14 protein-coding genes are annotated in these 16,398 nt (G+C 58.5%); all 14 read left to right on the top strand.

Features of this window, described 5'->3' with window-relative positions:
• Positions 1-25 precede the first annotated feature (25 nt).
• Positions 26-1,762 carry an ATP-binding protein gene (locus tag WCY31_RS11215; RefSeq protein ID WP_345972435.1) on the top strand — a complete coding sequence of 579 codons (1,737 nt, stop codon included), beginning with the start codon at positions 26-28 and terminating at the stop codon, positions 1,760-1,762.
• Positions 1,763-1,999: 237 nt separating this feature from the next.
• Positions 2,000-2,389: an NAD(P)H-quinone oxidoreductase subunit 3 gene (locus WCY31_RS11210; protein ID WP_231019202.1), complete on the top strand. Its 390-nt coding sequence runs from the start codon at positions 2,000-2,002 to the stop codon at positions 2,387-2,389.
• Complete coding sequence (locus WCY31_RS11205; protein WP_231019201.1) at positions 2,371-2,880, top strand: NuoB/complex I 20 kDa subunit family protein; 510 nt, start codon at positions 2,371-2,373, stop codon at positions 2,878-2,880. Before WCY31_RS11210 ends, WCY31_RS11205 begins: the two co-directional genes overlap by 19 nt.
• Positions 2,880-3,686 carry an NADH-quinone oxidoreductase subunit C gene (locus WCY31_RS11200; RefSeq protein ID WP_345972434.1) on the top strand — a complete coding sequence of 269 codons (807 nt, stop codon included), beginning with the start codon at positions 2,880-2,882 and terminating at the stop codon, positions 3,684-3,686. Before WCY31_RS11205 ends, WCY31_RS11200 begins: the two co-directional genes overlap by 1 nt.
• 8 nt (positions 3,687-3,694) lie before the next feature.
• Complete coding sequence (gene nuoD, locus WCY31_RS11195; protein WP_231019199.1) at positions 3,695-4,933, top strand: NADH dehydrogenase (quinone) subunit D; 1,239 nt, start codon at positions 3,695-3,697, stop codon at positions 4,931-4,933.
• A 14-nt stretch (positions 4,934-4,947) separates the two neighbouring features.
• Entirely contained in the window at positions 4,948-5,169 is a 222-nt protein-coding gene (locus tag WCY31_RS11190) for an NADH-ubiquinone oxidoreductase subunit E family protein (protein WP_231019198.1), read from the top strand.
• A 12-nt stretch (positions 5,170-5,181) separates the two neighbouring features.
• Entirely contained in the window at positions 5,182-7,215 is a 2,034-nt protein-coding gene (locus WCY31_RS11185) for an FAD-dependent oxidoreductase (RefSeq protein WP_345972433.1), read from the top strand.
• Positions 7,216-7,224: 9 nt separating this feature from the next.
• Positions 7,225-9,492 carry a 2Fe-2S iron-sulfur cluster-binding protein gene (locus WCY31_RS11180; RefSeq protein WP_345972432.1) on the top strand — a complete coding sequence of 756 codons (2,268 nt, stop codon included), beginning with the start codon at positions 7,225-7,227 and terminating at the stop codon, positions 9,490-9,492.
• Positions 9,485-11,980: an NADH-quinone oxidoreductase subunit G gene (locus WCY31_RS11175; RefSeq protein ID WP_345973791.1), complete on the top strand. Its 2,496-nt coding sequence runs from the start codon at positions 9,485-9,487 to the stop codon at positions 11,978-11,980. The genes WCY31_RS11180 and WCY31_RS11175 overlap by 8 nt, the downstream gene beginning before the upstream one ends.
• Complete coding sequence (gene nuoH / locus WCY31_RS11170; RefSeq protein WP_345969877.1) at positions 11,981-12,973, top strand: NADH-quinone oxidoreductase subunit NuoH; 993 nt, start codon at positions 11,981-11,983, stop codon at positions 12,971-12,973.
• 9 nt (positions 12,974-12,982) lie between these two features.
• On the top strand, positions 12,983-13,597 hold the full coding sequence (nuoI, locus tag WCY31_RS11165) for an NADH-quinone oxidoreductase subunit NuoI (RefSeq protein WP_231019192.1): 615 nt from the start codon (positions 12,983-12,985) through the stop codon (positions 13,595-13,597).
• Between the two features lie 9 nt (positions 13,598-13,606).
• The gene (locus tag WCY31_RS11160) at positions 13,607-14,182 is read left to right on the top strand and encodes an NADH-quinone oxidoreductase subunit J (protein WP_345969876.1); all 576 of its coding nucleotides are present in this window, start codon (positions 13,607-13,609) and stop codon (positions 14,180-14,182) included.
• Entirely contained in the window at positions 14,179-14,487 is a 309-nt protein-coding gene (gene nuoK / locus WCY31_RS11155; protein ID WP_231019190.1) for an NADH-quinone oxidoreductase subunit NuoK, read from the top strand. The genes WCY31_RS11160 and nuoK overlap by 4 nt, the downstream gene beginning before the upstream one ends.
• Positions 14,488-14,492: 5 nt before the next feature.
• A complete protein-coding gene (nuoL, locus tag WCY31_RS11150) occupies positions 14,493-16,397 on the top strand; it encodes an NADH-quinone oxidoreductase subunit L (RefSeq protein ID WP_345972431.1) in 1,905 nt (634 codons plus the stop codon).
• The last annotated feature ends 1 nt before the right edge of the window (position 16,398 follow it).

The raw sequence follows: 16,398 nt of genomic DNA, 5'->3' as shown, positions 1-16,398 counted from the left end.
GAACACAACAAAGGAAGTGACTGAAGTGAAGTATCTGGTGGAGTTCGTCGAACGCGGGGAGGTGGAGCAGAGCGCCATCTTCGCCCAGCTCAAGTGCGGTGTCGAGGAGGCGAAGATCCTTCAGACGATGGCGCGCCGCTACATTACGGGGCAGGAGGACAGCGGGGTGCTGGAGCTGCTACAGGAGCTTTTCGGGGAGGAGGAGTACGGCTACCTCGCCCACCTCGATCAGATCAAGAACCTGCTGGAACTCGGCTGGATCGCCCAGCAGAGCTTCACGCCGCTCAAGGTCAGCGAGGCGTGCAACCTGGAGTTGCTCAATACGCAGGTTGCGCTGAGCACCCCGTTCCTGCGGCTGCTGGAACTGGGCTCGCTGGAGATGACGCTGCCCGAGATCAAACCCTACGAAGACCACCTGGAGTACCTCCAGGACCAGTTCTTCCGTATCGAGCTTTACCAGAAGATCGGCACGGTGCGCCACCAGGGCAACGAACAGTCCCTCTCCATCCACCGGCTGCAGAACAAGCTGGAGATCCTGGAGAAACGGATCGGAGAGCGGATCGCGCAGACGACGTCGGAGATCGCGCTGGAGAAGTACCTCCGTACCAGCGAGCTCGAAGGCAAAGAAGAGGTGATCTTCCTGGCCCTGCTCAAAGAGGAGTACAGCGCCGGCGACAACTCCCTGCGGGAGATGACGGCGCTGATCGACCTGATCAGCAGTGACGAATACGACCGCATCCGCAACCGCGCCCTGCTCGAAGAGGGCTCCAAGCTGCTCACCGAGGAGATCATCGACTACGAAGAGATGCTCAACCCTTTCGGCGGGATCGCCCGGGCCTTCTACATCGTCGATGAGGTGCTGCAGAACATCATGCACCCCCAGAAAAAGAAGAAGGTGCACAAGCTCAAACTCGACATGCTCATCAAGGAGCAGGAGATCTTCGAACTGATCGATCCGGTCACTTCCCTCGACGACGTTGTCCTGAACCCTTCGACGCGCCGGGTGCTCGACAATCTGATGCACCAGATGGATAAGCGGGTCGTGCAGCGGCTTGTGGAGTGGGGGGTTAAGAACAAGAAGCAGGGCGTCGATGCCCGCATCATCTTCTACGGCCCCCCGGGCACCGGTAAGACGATGACGGCCTACTCCCTCTCGAAGTCGCTCAAGCGCCAGGTACTCAGCTTCGACTGCTCGAAGATTCTCTCCATGTACGTCGGCGAGAGCGAGAAGAACGTGCGAAAGATCTTCGATACCTACAAGGAACTGACGGAGAAGACGAAGACGGAACCGGTTCTGCTGCTCAACGAAGCCGACCAGTTTCTAAGCGCGCGCTCCTCCGGCACGGGCAGCAGCGCCGAACAGATGCACAACCAGATGCAGAACATCTTTCTCGAGCAGATTGAAAGCTTCAAGGGGATTCTGATCGCGACGACAAACTTGCTGGAGAACATCGACAGCGCCTTTTCGCGCCGCTTCAACTACAAGATCGAGTTCAAGCGCCCCGACCGAGCACAGCGCCGTACGCTCTGGGAGAAGATGTTGCCTGTGAAAGCGCCCTATGCAGAAGATTTCGATATCGATAAACTCGCCGGGTACGATCTCAGCGGCGGGCAGATCAGCCTCGTCATCAAGAATACGGCCTTCAACGTCGCGACGATGGAGGAGCCTCTTTTTACCCTGGAGGCCTTCGTCGAGGAGATCGAAAAAGAGAAACGGGGTACCTTCGATACGGAAAAAGCGATGGGATTCCTGCAGGGGTGAATTTTTCATCATCCCCCGCTTTTTCTTTGCTACAAAAAGAAACAACACCTCCCGCACCCCCATTTTTGACCTGTTTCCATCGGTGACATGCCCTCCAATTGGGAAGGCCGAATTTAGGGGATTTAATGACCTTTTCGCTATATTGCTTGCAACTGTTTTGATATAGAATCTGGCTTGGAGAAAGCCCTGATTTTCGGGGATTTGTCCGGTTTGATACCACTAGAAAAGGTAGGATACATGGAACATGTAGGTGTTGCTCACCCCTATTTTGGGGTCTTTATCCTCTTCGTGCTGACCTTCGGTGCGTTCTACGGAACGACGGTCCTGGCGCGATGGGCCAGCCGCGCAATGGCGGCAAAAGATACGGAGAAGATCAAACTTTCCATCTACGAATGTGGACCGGAAGTGACCAAACAGCCCAACAGAATCTCGCCGCAGTTTTACCTGTTCGCGCTGCTGTTTTTGCTGTTTGACGTGGAGATCGTTTTCATGTTCCCGTGGGCAATTGACTTCAAACTGCTCGGTTGGTTCGGCTTTGCGGAGATGATGCTGTTCATCCTGCTGCTGGCCATCGGTTTCGTGTACGCTTGGAAGAAAGGAGCGCTTGAATGGCACAACATCAAGTAAATTTCATGCAAGACGGCGGGCTTCCCGTCGCACTGACGACCGTCGACAAGGTGGTCAACTGGGGGCGCTCGAACTCGCTTTGGGCGCTGACATACGGTCTGGCCTGCTGCGGGATCGAAATGATGGCCTCAGGGGCGTCACGCTACGACTTCGACCGCTTCGGTACGATTTTTCGCGCGTCGCCGCGCCAGTCGGAAGTGATGATCGTCGCGGGAACGCTGACGAAGAAGCACGCGGAGTTTATCCGCCGTCTTTACGACCAGATGACAGAACCCAAATGGGTCATCTCCATGGGCTCCTGCGCGAATACGGGCGGGATGTTCAACACCTACGCCACCGTGCAGGGGTGTGACCGCGTTATTCCGGTTGACCTCTACCTGCCGGGCTGCGCGCCGCGTCCGGAGACGCTGCAGTACGCGGTCTTGATGCTGCAGAAGAAGATCCGCCGCGAAAAGGCGATCAAAGCTCAGAAACCGAAAAGGCTGCTGTAATGAGACGCTATACCCCGAAAGACGACGTACAGGCTAAGCCTTACTATACGGACCGTTACTGGGTCGCACCGCAGGTCGCCAAAAGCGACGTCAGCGAAGATGAGATCTTCGCGGCGGACCTCGAAGCGATCAAGGCTAAATTCGACGTCAGCGAGGCCTATATTCAGGTCGAGCAGATGGTCGTCTACATCAAGCCCGAGGACAACTACGGCGTGCTCGAACTGCTGCGCGATGCGCTGGGCTATACCCAGCTCTCCGAGCTGAGCGCCATCGACTGGCTGGCGGAAAAGGGGCAGTTCGAGGTCTTCTACCAGATGCTGAGCATGTCCAAGCGCAAGCGCCTGCGCATCAAGATGTTCATCGACGAGACCGAAGCGGTCAACAGCGTCGAGAAGCTCTTCCGCAGCGCTGACTGGAGCGAGCGCGAGATGTACGACATGTTCGGCATCAAGCTCAATAACCACCCGTTCCCGAAACGCATCCTGATGCCGGACGACTGGGAAGGGTTCCCGCTGCGCAAGACCTACCCGCTGCAGGGCGATGAGTTCGCGGCATGGTACGAAGTCGATAAGATCTTCGGCAAAGAGTACCGCGACGTCATCGGGCCGGAACTGCGCGACCCGGCGGAAGTCAACCGCTACGATACGACGCGTTTCGCCCGCCTCGGCTACGAAGTGCCGAAAGGGACGGATATCTCCGGTGGCGAAACGAAACGGGGCCTCGAACTCCAAGAAGATGGCGGCGTCTTCATGATTTCGAAATTCCACGAAGAAAAATCTGTCGTTATTGAAGACAGAGACAGATAAGGCGAGCAATGCAACAGACGAACCGATTACGACCGTTTTTTGAAAACATCACCTTTGAGCGTGACGACAACGAACTCGTGCTCAACTTCGGACCGCAGCACCCCTCCGCACACGGACAGCTGCGCCTGATGCTGCACCTCCAGCAAGAGCAGATTGTCAAGGCCCACCCGGATGTCGGCTACCTGCACCGCGGGATGGAGAAGATGGCGGAGAACATGATCTACAACGAGTTCATGCCAACCACTGACCGTATGGACTATATCGCGTCCTCTTCCAACAACTACGGCTTCGCCCTGGCGGTTGAGAAACTGATCGGCCTCGAAGTGCCGCGCCGCGCGAAAGTCATCCGTATGATGCTGCTTGAGGTCAACCGCCTGATGTCGCACCTCTTCTGGCTGGCGACGACGGCGCTGGACATCGGGGCGATGACGGTCTTCCTCTACGCCTTCCGCGAACGCGAATACCTGATGGACCTCGTCGAGGATTACTGCGGGGCGCGCCTGACGCACGCGGCGATCCGCATCGGCGGCGTGCCGCTCGACATTCCGGACAACTTCCTGGGCGACCTGAAGAAGTTCCTGGACAAACTGCCGCAGAACATCAAAGACTACGAGGACCTGCTCGACCAGAACCGTATCTGGAAGATGCGTATGGAAAACGTCGGGACGATCTCGACGGAGATGGCCCTCTCCTGGGGCTGTACGGGACCGATGCTGCGCGCTTCGGGCGTCCAGTGGGATATCCGTAAAGAGGAGCCGTACGAACTTTACGACGAAGTCGAGTTCAACGTCCCGTGGTCCGACAAAGGCGACAACTACGCGCGCTACAAGATCTACATGGCCGAGATGCGCGAATCCGCGAAGATCCTCTACCAGACGATCGACATGTACGAAGAGACGGTCAAGAACAACCAGACCGAACTGATGGCCCACGCGCCGCAGTACATCTCCGCGCCGAAGCTCGACATCATGACGCAGAACTACGCGCTGATGCAGCACTTCGTCCTCGTCACGCAGGGGATGCGCCCGCCGGTCGGCGAGGTGTACGTCCCGACCGAGTCTCCGAAGGGAGAGCTGGGCTACTTCATCAACAGCCAGGGCGGCGCATACCCGTACCGCCTGAAACTGCGCGCGCCGTCGTTCTGGCACACGGGGATCCTCACCGATCTTCTCCCGGGCCACTACATCCCGGACGTCGTCTCCATCATCGGAACGACCAATATCGTCTTCGGCGAAGTCGACCGTTAATAAGGAGCGCATGAATGTTACGTTACGACCTTAGACATCTGCATAATGAGTTTGATGGCCGCATGATGGAGATCATGCAAACGGCTCCTGCGGGCGAAGTGATCATCTTCCTGTTCGAAGTGGGTGACTTCTCGCCGGTACAGCGCAGTGCCGACCTGATGAAAGAGCAGGGATACGAACTGCTCAATTCGTTGAAATTCAACGAAGTCGACTGGACCCTGGTTGTCCGTAAATAAGAGGAAGAAGAGTTGAGTAAAGTCTATTTCTCCACGTGGAAATCGGAGCAGATCAATAATATCGGCAAATCCGAAGCGGCGTGGGAAGAGAGTGCGTACAAGCTGCCGATGCAGTACAACGAGCACAGCGATGCCAAGGCCTTTATCGGCTGGGACGGCGTGGCGCTGTACGATCCCGAGGTGGATGTTGTACGCCTGGCGACCGAGTATGCCGCGCAGTACCAGGTCTACTCCGAGGCGTGCGGGCGCTGTGCCCCCGGACGCTGGGGCGGACGGATCCTGTACGACCTGCTGGACAAGATCGCCCGGGGCGAAGGTGCGCTCAGTGATATGGATCACCTCAAAGAGGTTGCGCGCAATATGCAGCTCACCTCCAAATGCGAGATCGGCAAAACCGTGCCGAACCCTCTCTTGGACCTGATGACGCATTTCGAAGCGGACTTCCTTGAGTGCATCGACGGGCAGAAGCCTTCAAAGCACTACAACGAGGAGGTCGGCTACATCGCCAAGATCACGGCGCCGTGTACGGATGCCTGTCCGGCGCACGTCGACATCCCGGCGTACATCGAGGGTGTCCGCGACCTCCGTTTCGACGACTCCCTGATGGCTACGCGCCAGACGATGCCGCTGGCACACACCTGCGGCCGCGTCTGTCCGCACCCGTGCGAGGACGAGTGCCGCCGTACGAACCTGGACGAACCGATCGCGATCATGGAGCTCAAGCGCCTCGGCGCCGATTACGAGACGGACCACGGTTTCGGCTTCTTCCACCCCTCAGAGCAGAAACCTGCCACGGGCAAGAAGGTCGCCGTTATCGGTGCGGGCCCTGCGGGCCTCACCACCGCCTATTACCTGGCCCTAGAAGGGGTGCACTGCGACGTCTACGAAGAGCTGCCGGTTCTCGGCGGCGAAGTCACCGTCGGCGTCCCGGAGTACCGCATGCCGTGGGACAAGTATGAAAAGGACATTGAGGCCGTCAAGGACCTCGGCGTCAACTTCATCACCAACAGCCGCGTGAGCGCGGAGATGATGCGTCGGTTCGAAGAGGAGTACGATGCGGTGATGGTCGCGACGGGTACGCGGATCTCCAAGAAGGTGCGCTGCGACAACGAGCGCCCGGAGATTACCGGCTACTGGGGAGCGATCGACTTCCTCGACCGCGTGAACCTTTACGTCAAGTTTGGGATCACCCTCACCGAGGAGCAGAAAAAAGAGTACGCCATCGACAAGGAGTACGTCGACCTGACGGGCAAAACCGTCGTCTGTGTCGGGGGCGGTTTCACCTCCATGGACGTCGTCCGCTGCTCCATCCGTGCCGGCGCGAAGCGTGTCGTCATGCTCTACCGCCGTGACGAGAAGACGATCATCCGCAACACGACCTACGAGGAGTACCACGAAGCGGTCGAAGAGGGTGTCGAGTTTATCTTCCACTCCGCGGTCAATGCGATCGTCGATGAGAACGATGTGCTCAAATCTCTCGTCGTCGACAAGTTCGAACTGGTCCCCGATCCCGACGGCGGCCGTCCGCAGCTCGTCAAGATCGAAGGTGCCTCTTTTGATATGGAGTGCGACTACCTGATCCCGGCAGTTTCGCAGAGCGCCGACCTCGACCTGCTCCCCGAAGAGTGGGAGATCGAGATGACCTCCTGGGCGACGATCAAGACGAACGGCAAGGACTACATGACATCACACAAAGGCATTTTTGCTTCCGGCGACTGCGAATACGGCCCGATGACCATCGTCAATGCCGTCGGGCAGGCGAAACGCGCCGCTTCCGTCATTGCCCGCTACGTCCAGAACGGCGAGATTACGCTCACCGACGAAGAGGTAATGGAAGACCAGCTGCGCAAAATGCGGGTCTACGACAAGAACGAAAAGGTCACCGGCTGGCTGCCGGGCCTGCCGCGCCAGCACAGTGAGGTCGTCGACGTCGATATCCGCAAAGTCAACAACATGGAAGTCAACTTCGGCTTCACGCAGGAGCAGGCGATCAGCGAGGCTGAACGCTGTATGCGCTGCTACTATATCGCGATGGTCGCGAACTAAGGAGGCCGGATGAGTGAAATGATCAACTTTACCATTGACGGCCGCAACGTCAGTGCGAAAAAGGGCGAAACCATTCTCAAGGTCGCCCGCCGCGAGGGGATCTACATCCCGACGATGTGTTACCTGGAAAAAACGAACCCGGCGGCGTCATGCCGTCTGTGCGTCGTGGAAGCTGAGGGCGTCGACGGGATGGTCCTGAGCTGCCAGACGCCTCCGACCGAGGGGCTGGCCGTCATTACCAACAACAACGTCCTGCACGAAGAGCGTACGAACATCATGCGCCTCTACGACGTCAACCACCCGCTTGAGTGCGGGGTCTGCGACAAATCGGGTGCGTGCGACCTGCAGAACAAGACGCTGGAGTTCAATGTCGGCTCGCAGAACTTTACGGCGAAAGAGCAGTCGCGCAAGATCGAGCACTGGGGGCTGATCAACTACGATCCGAACCTCTGCATCATGTGCGAGAAGTGTACGCACGTCTGTAACGAGGTGATTGGCGACGATGCCATCGAACTCAAATTCGGCGGCTACAAATCGACGATCATCCCGAAAAACAGCGAGCAGCTCGACTGTACCTTCTGCGGCGAGTGTATCGCCGTTTGTCCGGTCGGCGCGCTGGTGAGCGCGGACTTCCAGTACAAGGCCAACGCCTGGGAACTGGAACGTATCCCCTCCACCTGTGCCCACTGTTCCGCGGGCTGCGCCCTGGAGTACGAAGTGAAGACCTCTGGCGCCGCCAAGCCGGGCGAAGAGCGCATCTTCCGCGTCACGAACAACTTTGAATTCGCCTCCCTCTGCGGGGCGGGACGTTTCGGCTTCGACTTCGATGTCAAAGGCGAAAAAGAGGGCAAAGCATTCGTGGCGGCCCTGGAAGCCATCAAAAGCGCCGAGGCGATCCGCTTCTCCTCGATCATCACCAACGAAGAGGCGCTGATCCTGCAGCGGATCAAGGAGAAGACGGGCCTCAAGCTCTATAACGAGGATGCGCGCCGCTACGGCGCCTTTGTCAACGCCTTCGGTTCGACGGCGGACGGCAAGGCCGAACTCGCTACAATGGCCGACCTCAAGGCCAGCGACGGCATCATCGTGCTGGGCAGCCGCATCGGGACCGACAACCCGGCGCTGCGCTACGCGATGACGACGGCGGCCCGCCACCGCGGGGCGAAGATCGTCTACATGCATCCGCTCGAGGATGCGCTGATGCAGAACATTGTGACGCAGTTCATCAAGTACGAAGTCGGAACCGAAGAGGGTGTCATGGCGCTGCTGGCGCAGGCGCTGCTCGCGGATGCCGAAACGAACAAGACGACCGAGGCCTTCCTCGCGGCGCTCGATGACGGCTACCTCAGTGCGGAGAGCAACGTCGGCGAAGAGGAACTGGCCCTGATCGGCAAGCAGTTCAAACGCGCCAAGGCGAAAACCCTCGTCCTGGGCAGTGACCTCTTCGCCCATCCGCGCGCGGAAAACATCGCGAAACTGGCCGGTCTGCTGGCGCGTTTCGGCGGCTACAGAGTCGTCGTCGCGGCGGCAGAGGTCAATAGCGTCGGGGTTTCACTGATCTGTGACCTGGATGCAGACAGCGGCAGCAATAGCGGCGTCGTCGGCTACAACGCGGCGGGCGATTTCGTCATTGCGGCGGATAGCGATGCGGATCTGACGGTGGCGGCGATGAATCAGCAGGAGGGAACGGTGGTCAACCTCGACCGTCAGCTCCTGCCGATGAACGTCGCCGTCGGGTTCGACGGCTACGTGCTCAATGACCTGGCCAACGCCCTGGGTGTCGGCAAACGCTACACCATCGATTTCACGCCGGAACTGCCGGCGGAAAAAGGGTTCAAGCGGCTTGCCTTCGATGCCCTGGAGAACTTCTACTCTCCACTGGGCGAGGACACGCGCGGGTACCGTCTGGAGAAGGTCAAGAAACCGGCGGCGCAGCAGTGCGACGAGGTTGAGGATCTTCCGGAGTTCAACGGGACAGTCGTTTACGCCTGCAACCCGGTCCTGCAGTTCAACCAGTTTACGGCGCGTACGGCGCAGCTGGAGAAAACATCGGAGCTGCGCGGCAGCGAACAGTTTGCGGTTGCGGCACGCCTCAAAGACGGCGACCTTGTCGTGATCGGCAGCGGTGATGCGGCCCGCGAACGCCGATTTGTCATCGATTCCAGCCTGAAGGGGACTATTGCCCTTGAACCGACCTTCGATCGCGGTCTCTCCGTAGACCCGGGGGCCTACAGGTTTGAGAAAGTCAATATTATGAAAGCGAGCAATGATGAGTAAAATCACTATCACCATCGACGGGCGGCCGATTGAGTGCGAAGAGGGCGAATATATCCTCAATGCCGCCCGGGCAAACGGTATTTTCATCCCCGCCATCTGTTACCTGACGCGCTGCAGCCCCACCTTGGCATGCCGTATCTGTCTGGTTGAGGCCGACGGCAAACAGGTCTACGCCTGTAATGCCAAGACCAAAGAGGGCATGGACATCACGACGACGACCGACAACATCGAGACGGAACGCCGCTCTATCATGGAGGTCTATGACGTCAACCACCCGCTGCAGTGCGGGGTCTGTGACCAGTCCGGCGAGTGCGAGCTGCAGAACTACACCCTGGAAATGGGCGTCGATTCGCAAAGCTACACCATCGCCGACGTCGAACGTCCCATCAAAGACTGGGGCCACCTCCACTACGATCCGGGCCTCTGTATCGTCTGTGAGCGCTGTGTCACCGTCTGTAAGGATATGATCGGCGACAACAGCCTCAAGACCGTCCCGCGCGGCGGCGAGGGGATCGATGCGGCGTTCAAAGAGAGCATGCCGAAAGATGCCTACTCCATGTGGAACAAGCTCAACAAATCGATCATCGGCCTCACCTCCGGCGAAGAGATGCTTGATTGTACCTCCTGCGGCGAGTGTGCGGCGGTTTGTCCGGTCGGCGCCCTCGTGGATACGGACTTCGTCTATACGACCAATGCATGGGAGCAGCAGAAGGTTCCGGCGACCTGTTCGCACTGTTCAGCAGGCTGTCAGCTTAACTACGAAGTGAAGCACACCTCCGTGGCGAGCAACGAGGAGAAGATCTACCGTACAAGCAACGAGTGGAACTACGTCTCCCTCTGCGGCGCCGGACGCTACGGTTACGACTTCGAGAACCGCGACGTCGAAAAAGACGAAACCGCGTTCAACGCGGCGCTCTCTGCCTTCGAGAAAGCGGACACGATCCGCTTCACCAGCACGATCAGCAACGAAGAGGCGCTGATGCTGCAGAAGCTCAAAGAGCGCAAAGGGTACCGCCTCATCAACGAGGAAGCGCGTACTTTCAAAACGTTCCTCGACGACTACGCCGAAGTCAGCGGCCAGCAGCTCTACGGCGGCGACCTGAAGCTGGCGCACGACGCGAACTTCGTTGTCTCCGTCGGTACGGCCCTCAAATCGGACAACCCGAACGCCCGCTACGCTTTCAACAACGCCATCAAGATGAACAAGGGTGCAGGGATCTATTTCCACCCGCTCGCGGACCCGGTCATCGAAGGGATCGGCAAGGGGGTTTTCCCGGCCTACCACAAACCGCTGCGCGAAGAGGCGGCGCTCTACCTGATCCTCGATCTTTTCGGTGACAAAGAGAAAATGCCTGCCGACGTTGCGGAGTACCTCGCTTCTTTCCATACCCTCAAAACGATGACGGTCGAAGAGACGATCAAAGAGAAGGTCGTCGAGAAGGTGATGGTCAAGAAGGTCAACGAAGAGACGGGCGAAGAGGAAGAGGTCGAGGAAGAGAAGACGACCATGGTGCCGAAGAAGGTCTCCAAAGAGGTCGAGGTCGACGAGAACCGCCTGCTTGAACTGCTTGACATCGATGCAGACGAGTGGACGGCATTCCTGGACAAGAACCTCAAGAAAAAAGATGCTTTCGCCCTCATCGCGGGTCCGGATCTCTATACGCACCCGAACGCGAAGAACCTGGCGCGCCTGCTGGCCCTCGTCGAGAAGTTTACGGACTTCAGCCTCACGATGATCCCGCCGCTCTCCAATACGCTGGGCGTCGCACTGATCTGCGACCTGGACGCGGAAGCGGGCGATTACAGCATCGGTTACAACACGGCGGGCGATTTTGTCCTCAGCGCGCTCGGCGATGGCGACCTCGACATGCCGGCGATGAACCAGCAGGAGGGAACGCTGACCGGCATCGAGAAGCGCGTCAACCCGACCAATGCGGCACTGCCGTACGGCGGATACGTGCTCAACGACATCGCCAATGCCCTCGGTCTCAATGCGCGCTATACGATCGACTACACGGCGCAGCTCCCGGTTGAAGCCGGATTCGAGGCGCGCGAGTTCGACAGCCTGCCGAACCGTTTCGACAACGACGGCACGGAAGTCCGCGGCTACGCGCTGAAGAACGTCGCCGTTGCCGCCGGCGAAGCCTCTGCCCTGAAGATCGACGAGGCGCTGACGCTTGAAGGCGAAAACGTCATCTACGCGGCCAACCCGGTACGCCAGTTTACGGCGTTCACGATGAAGCCGCACCAGCTGAACGAGCAGAGCGGTATCTACCTCTCGCCGGCGCAGCTTGAAGCGACGGGACTGGCGGCAGGCGACGCCGTCCTTGTCACAACGGCATCGGGTGAACAGAACCTGACAGTGGTCGAGGACAACAAGATCGACGGAAGCGTCATGTGCGTCACGACCTTCGATCCAAACATCAAAACAGAGGAGCTGTTCGGCGCATACCGCTTTGCGACAGCATCCATTCATAAGGAGGGGTAAATGGATACAGCATTCATTATCGAGACGCTCGTCAAGATCGTCGTGGTACTGCTGGTCTTCTCGGCACTGGCCGGCTTCGGAACCTATTTCGAACGTAAAGTGCTCGCGTTTATGCAGCGCCGTCTGGGACCGATGCATGTCGGTCCGTACGGCCTGCTGCAGATCGCGGCCGACGGGATCAAGCTCTTTACCAAAGAGGATATCGTGCCGTCGGGCGTCGTCGGACCGATCTTCAAGATTGCACCGGTCATCACGGCGGCAACGGCATTCATGGCGGCGGCGGCGATCCCGTTCCTGCCGGAGTTCACCATCTTCGGCTACACGGTTCACCCGATCATCGCCGACGTCAACATCGGGATTCTCTATATCCTGGGCGTGATGGCGATCGGCCTCTACGGTCCGCTGCTCGGGGGTATGGCGTCGAACAACAAGTGGTCGCTCATCTCCGCGGCGCGCGGCGCGGCGATCTTCATCTCCTACGAGGTGGTCACCGGTCTGGCGCTGCTCGTGCCGCTGATGATCATCGGGTCGCTCTCCTTGCTGGACTTTAACGAGTACCAGGCCGCGAACGGCTGGATGGCCTTCGCGCACCCGATGGGCTTCATCTCCTTTATCCTCTTCTGGATCGCGGCGTTCGCCGAGACGGGACGTACGCCGTTCCACCTCGTTGCCAACGACCACGAGATCATCGACGGTTTCGGTACGGAGTATTCGGGGATGCGCTGGGGCCTCTTCTTTATCGGGGAGTACGCGAACATGTTCTTCATCTCCTTCGTCATGGCGATCGTCTTCCTCGGCGGCTACGGCGACGGTACGGTGATGGGCGCGCTGGGACTGCTGCTCAAAGTGGCGTTCTTCTTCTTCTTTTTCCTCTGGACGCGTGCGGCATGGCCGGATGTCCGTCCGGACCAACTGATGTGGCTCTGCTGGAAAGTGCTGATGCCGCTCGCGGTTATCAATGTCGTCGTTACCGGCATTGTGATGATGTTTTAAGGGGTCGTGATGAGTCTGGAACAATTTACTGACAGAAACGTGCAGCAGCACTACTTCAAAGTCGATATCGAGGACTATCCGGAGACAGGATGGGACCGGTTCAAACAGGTGGTCAAACGCGGGCTCAGCGGTGAGCTCTTCGTCGGCCTCTGGGTCGTTATGCGCGAGATGATCAAATTTGACATCCATACCGTACAGTACCCGAAAGAGAAGTTGCCGATCGGGCCGCGCTACCGCGCCGTCCACGAGATGCAGCGCCTCTTCGAATCCGGTACGGAGCGCTGTATCGGCTGCGGGCTCTGCGAGAAGATCTGTATCTCCGACTGTATCCGCATGGATACGCGTATCGACGAGAACAGCCGCAAAGCGGTGACGGAGTATACGATCAACCTCGGCCGCTGTATCTTCTGCGGCTACTGCGCCGAAGTCTGCCCGGAACTGGCGATCGTCCACGGGCCGCGCTACGAGAACACCTCGGAGCAGCGCGAGCACTTCATCCTGTTCGAGGATATGCTGACCCCGATTGACATGGCGATCAAGGGCGAGCAGAAAGAGTACCCGGGATTCGGTGCCGTCACCCCGAACGAAGATGCGCGCGTCAAGAAGACGCCGCTGGCGTATTAAGGAGCCTGAATGGAAACAATTGCATTTTACCTTTTCGCGGTCCTGACCATCGCGATGTTCTCCTACACCGTTATGAGCAGCCAGGCCCTTTACGCACTGAGCTCCATGGCGGCGGGGATGATCATGATCTCGGCGTTCTTCTTCCTGCTGAACGCGGACTTCCTGGGCGTCGTCCAGATCATCGTCTACACCGGTGCGGTCATGGCCCTGTACGCCTTCGGTATGATGTTCTTCGATACGACGCGTGCGGTCAAAGAGCATAACACCTCCAAGGTGATCGTCCTGACACTCAGCGTCCTGGCGACGCTGCTCGTTATCACGATCTTTGCGATGCCGATCGCAGCGGAGAACATTAGTGCGGCCTTCCCGGAACCGGAGGGTGTTGCGAACCCGCAGGCAGTCGGTATCGTCCTCTTTACGAAGTACCTCGTCCCCTTCGAGGTTGCCGCCGTCATGCTGCTCGTCGCGATGATCGCCGGTATCGTTATGGCCGGCAAGAAGATGGACCGCAGCTTGACGAAGATGAAAGAGGAGGAGATCACGATGATCCGCCAAGAAGAGACTGAGCAGAAGGTGACATTATGATGGAAATCGGACTGACACACTACCTGGTACTCGCAACGATCCTGTTCGCGATCGGGCTGGTCGGCGTGATGCGCCGCAAGAACCTGCTGATGCTCTTTATGGCGTCGGAGATCCTGCTCAACGCCGTCAACGTCGCTTTTGCCGCCATCGGTCACTACTACGGCGACCTGACGGGGCAGATGTTCGCGTTCTTCGTCATCGCCATCGCGGCGTCCGAAGTCGCGGTCGGCCTCGGCCTGCTGATCATCTGGTACAAGCGTACCGGTACGATCGATCTTGATACTATGACATCGATGCGAGGGTAATAAGAATGGAAATGTATCTCTATATTGCACTGTTCGCACCATTTGTCGGCTCGCTCTTCGCGGCGCTGTTCGGTGCGTCACCGAAAACGCTCTGGACGGGGGTCGTCACCTCGGCGCTGCTTTTTGCATCGTTCGTCTCCAGCGTCACACTGTTTGTTTACCTGCTCCAGGGCGGTGAACCGATCCATACGGAACTGATGACCTGGATGGAGACGGGAAGCCTCTACATCCCGTTCGGCTTCGTCGTCGACCAGGTGAGCGCGACGATGATGATCGTCGTCACGACGGTCTCGACGGTCGTTCACGTCTACGCCATCGGCTACATGGACCACGACAAAGCGTTCAACCGCTTCTTCGCATGGCTCTCGGCATTCGTTTTCTCCATGATGATCCTCGTCATGAGCGACAACTTCGCGGGGATGTTCATCGGCTGGGAAGGCGTCGGTCTCTGTTCATGGGCTCTGATCGGCTTCTGGTACCACAAAGAGTCCGCGACGTGGGCGGCGAACGAAGCGTTCATCATGAACCGTATCGCCGACCTCGGGATGCTCATCGGTATTTTCCTGCTCTACTGGCATACAGGCAGCCTGCAGTATGATGCCGTCTTTGCTGCGGTGCCGAACCTCGACACTGCCGTTGTCACGATGATGGGGATCTTCCTCTTCATCGGTGCGATGGGTAAATCGGCGCAGTTCCCGCTGCACACCTGGCTCGCAGATGCGATGGAGGGCCCGACGCCGGTCTCCGCGCTCATCCACGCGGCGACGATGGTTACGGCGGGGGTTTATCTCGTCGTCCGTGCCAACCCGCTCTACAGCCTGATCCCGGACGTCGGCTACTTCATCGCCGGCCTCGGCGCCTTCGTCGCGATGTTCGCGGCTACGATGGCGCTGGTCAACCGCGACATCAAGCGCATCATCGCCTACTCGACGCTGTCGCAGCTGGGCTACATGTTCGTCGCGGCGGGCCTGGGTGCCTACTGGGTGGCACTGTTCCACCTGATGGCGCACGCCTTTTTCAAAGCGCTCCTCTTCCTCGGTGCGGGTAACGTCATGCACGCGATGAGTGACGAACTCGACCCGTTCAAGATGGGCGGGCTTTACAAAGTGATGAAGTGGACGGCGATCCTGATGATCCTCGCTTCCGTCGCCCTGGCCGGTATCTGGCCGCTGGCGGGCTTCTTCTCCAAGGACAAGATCCTCGAAGTCGCCTTCAGCAGTGAGCACTATGTCATCTGGGCGGTCCTCTGGATCACGGCGGGTCTGACGGCGTTCTACTCCTTCCGTCTGATCATGCTGACGTTCTTCTCCGGCGAAGAGCGTTACAAAGAGCACGGTTTCCATCCGCATGAAGCGTACAAGTTTATGCTCTGGGCGATGGCACCGCTGGCGGTCCTGGCTGTCATTGCTGGCTGGTTCGAGCACCAGTTCGTCCACTTTGTCACCGAGCTGCTGCCGACGTTCACGTTCCATACGCACCACGTCGAGATGATGCTGATCGCCGTCACCTCGCTGATGGCCATTGGCGGTATCGTCGTCGCGATCCTGCTTTACCGCAAGGGTCTGCTCAACCCGAAACTGCAACAGACGGCGGTGTATAAGATGCTGTTCAACCAGTACTACATTCCGAAGTTTTACGATGAGTTCTTCTCCAAGCCGTATGCGGAACTCTCCAAGCTCTTCTGGAAACAGATCGATCTCAAAGTCGTCGACGCGACCGTCGACCTGATTGCGACAACGATCTACAAAACAGGTGAGGGGACGCACACGATGCAAAACGGGAACCTCTCATCCATGCTGCGCTGGATGGTCATCGGTACCGTTGGCCTCCTGGTGCTTGCAGTCCTCTACATCAAGCGTTATGACATCTTTGCGCTGATGCAGATGGTATTCCCAGGTTTAGGAGCTTAAC

The organism is Sulfurimonas sp. HSL3-1 (genome assembly GCF_039645995.1).
Classification (GTDB): domain Bacteria; phylum Campylobacterota; class Campylobacteria; order Campylobacterales; family Sulfurimonadaceae; genus Thiomicrolovo; species Thiomicrolovo diazotrophicus.
Note: the sequence above shows the minus strand (reverse complement) of the source record. Positions and strands in the feature narration are given on the sequence as shown.

What these genes read in the sequence shown, in the direction of transcription:
- nuoL (WP_345972431.1), top strand. Translation starts at nt 14,493, where the DNA reads ATGGAAATGTATCTCTATATTGCACTGTTCGCACCATTTGTCGGCTCG.
- WCY31_RS11190 (WP_231019198.1), top strand. Translation starts at nt 4,948, where the DNA reads ATGTTACGTTACGACCTTAGACATCTGCATAATGAGTTTGATGGCCGC.
- nuoD (WP_231019199.1), top strand. Translation starts at nt 3,695, where the DNA reads ATGCAACAGACGAACCGATTACGACCGTTTTTTGAAAACATCACCTTT.
- nuoH (WP_345969877.1), top strand. Translation starts at nt 11,981, where the DNA reads ATGGATACAGCATTCATTATCGAGACGCTCGTCAAGATCGTCGTGGTA.
- WCY31_RS11180 (WP_345972432.1), top strand. Translation starts at nt 7,225, where the DNA reads ATGAGTGAAATGATCAACTTTACCATTGACGGCCGCAACGTCAGTGCG.
- nuoI (WP_231019192.1), top strand. Translation starts at nt 12,983, where the DNA reads ATGAGTCTGGAACAATTTACTGACAGAAACGTGCAGCAGCACTACTTC.
- WCY31_RS11210 (WP_231019202.1), top strand. Translation starts at nt 2,000, where the DNA reads ATGGAACATGTAGGTGTTGCTCACCCCTATTTTGGGGTCTTTATCCTC.
- WCY31_RS11175 (WP_345973791.1), top strand. Translation starts at nt 9,485, where the DNA reads ATGAGTAAAATCACTATCACCATCGACGGGCGGCCGATTGAGTGCGAA.
- WCY31_RS11205 (WP_231019201.1), top strand. Translation starts at nt 2,371, where the DNA reads ATGGCACAACATCAAGTAAATTTCATGCAAGACGGCGGGCTTCCCGTC.
- WCY31_RS11160 (WP_345969876.1), top strand. Translation starts at nt 13,607, where the DNA reads ATGGAAACAATTGCATTTTACCTTTTCGCGGTCCTGACCATCGCGATG.
- WCY31_RS11200 (WP_345972434.1), top strand. Translation starts at nt 2,880, where the DNA reads ATGAGACGCTATACCCCGAAAGACGACGTACAGGCTAAGCCTTACTAT.
- nuoK (WP_231019190.1), top strand. Translation starts at nt 14,179, where the DNA reads ATGATGGAAATCGGACTGACACACTACCTGGTACTCGCAACGATCCTG.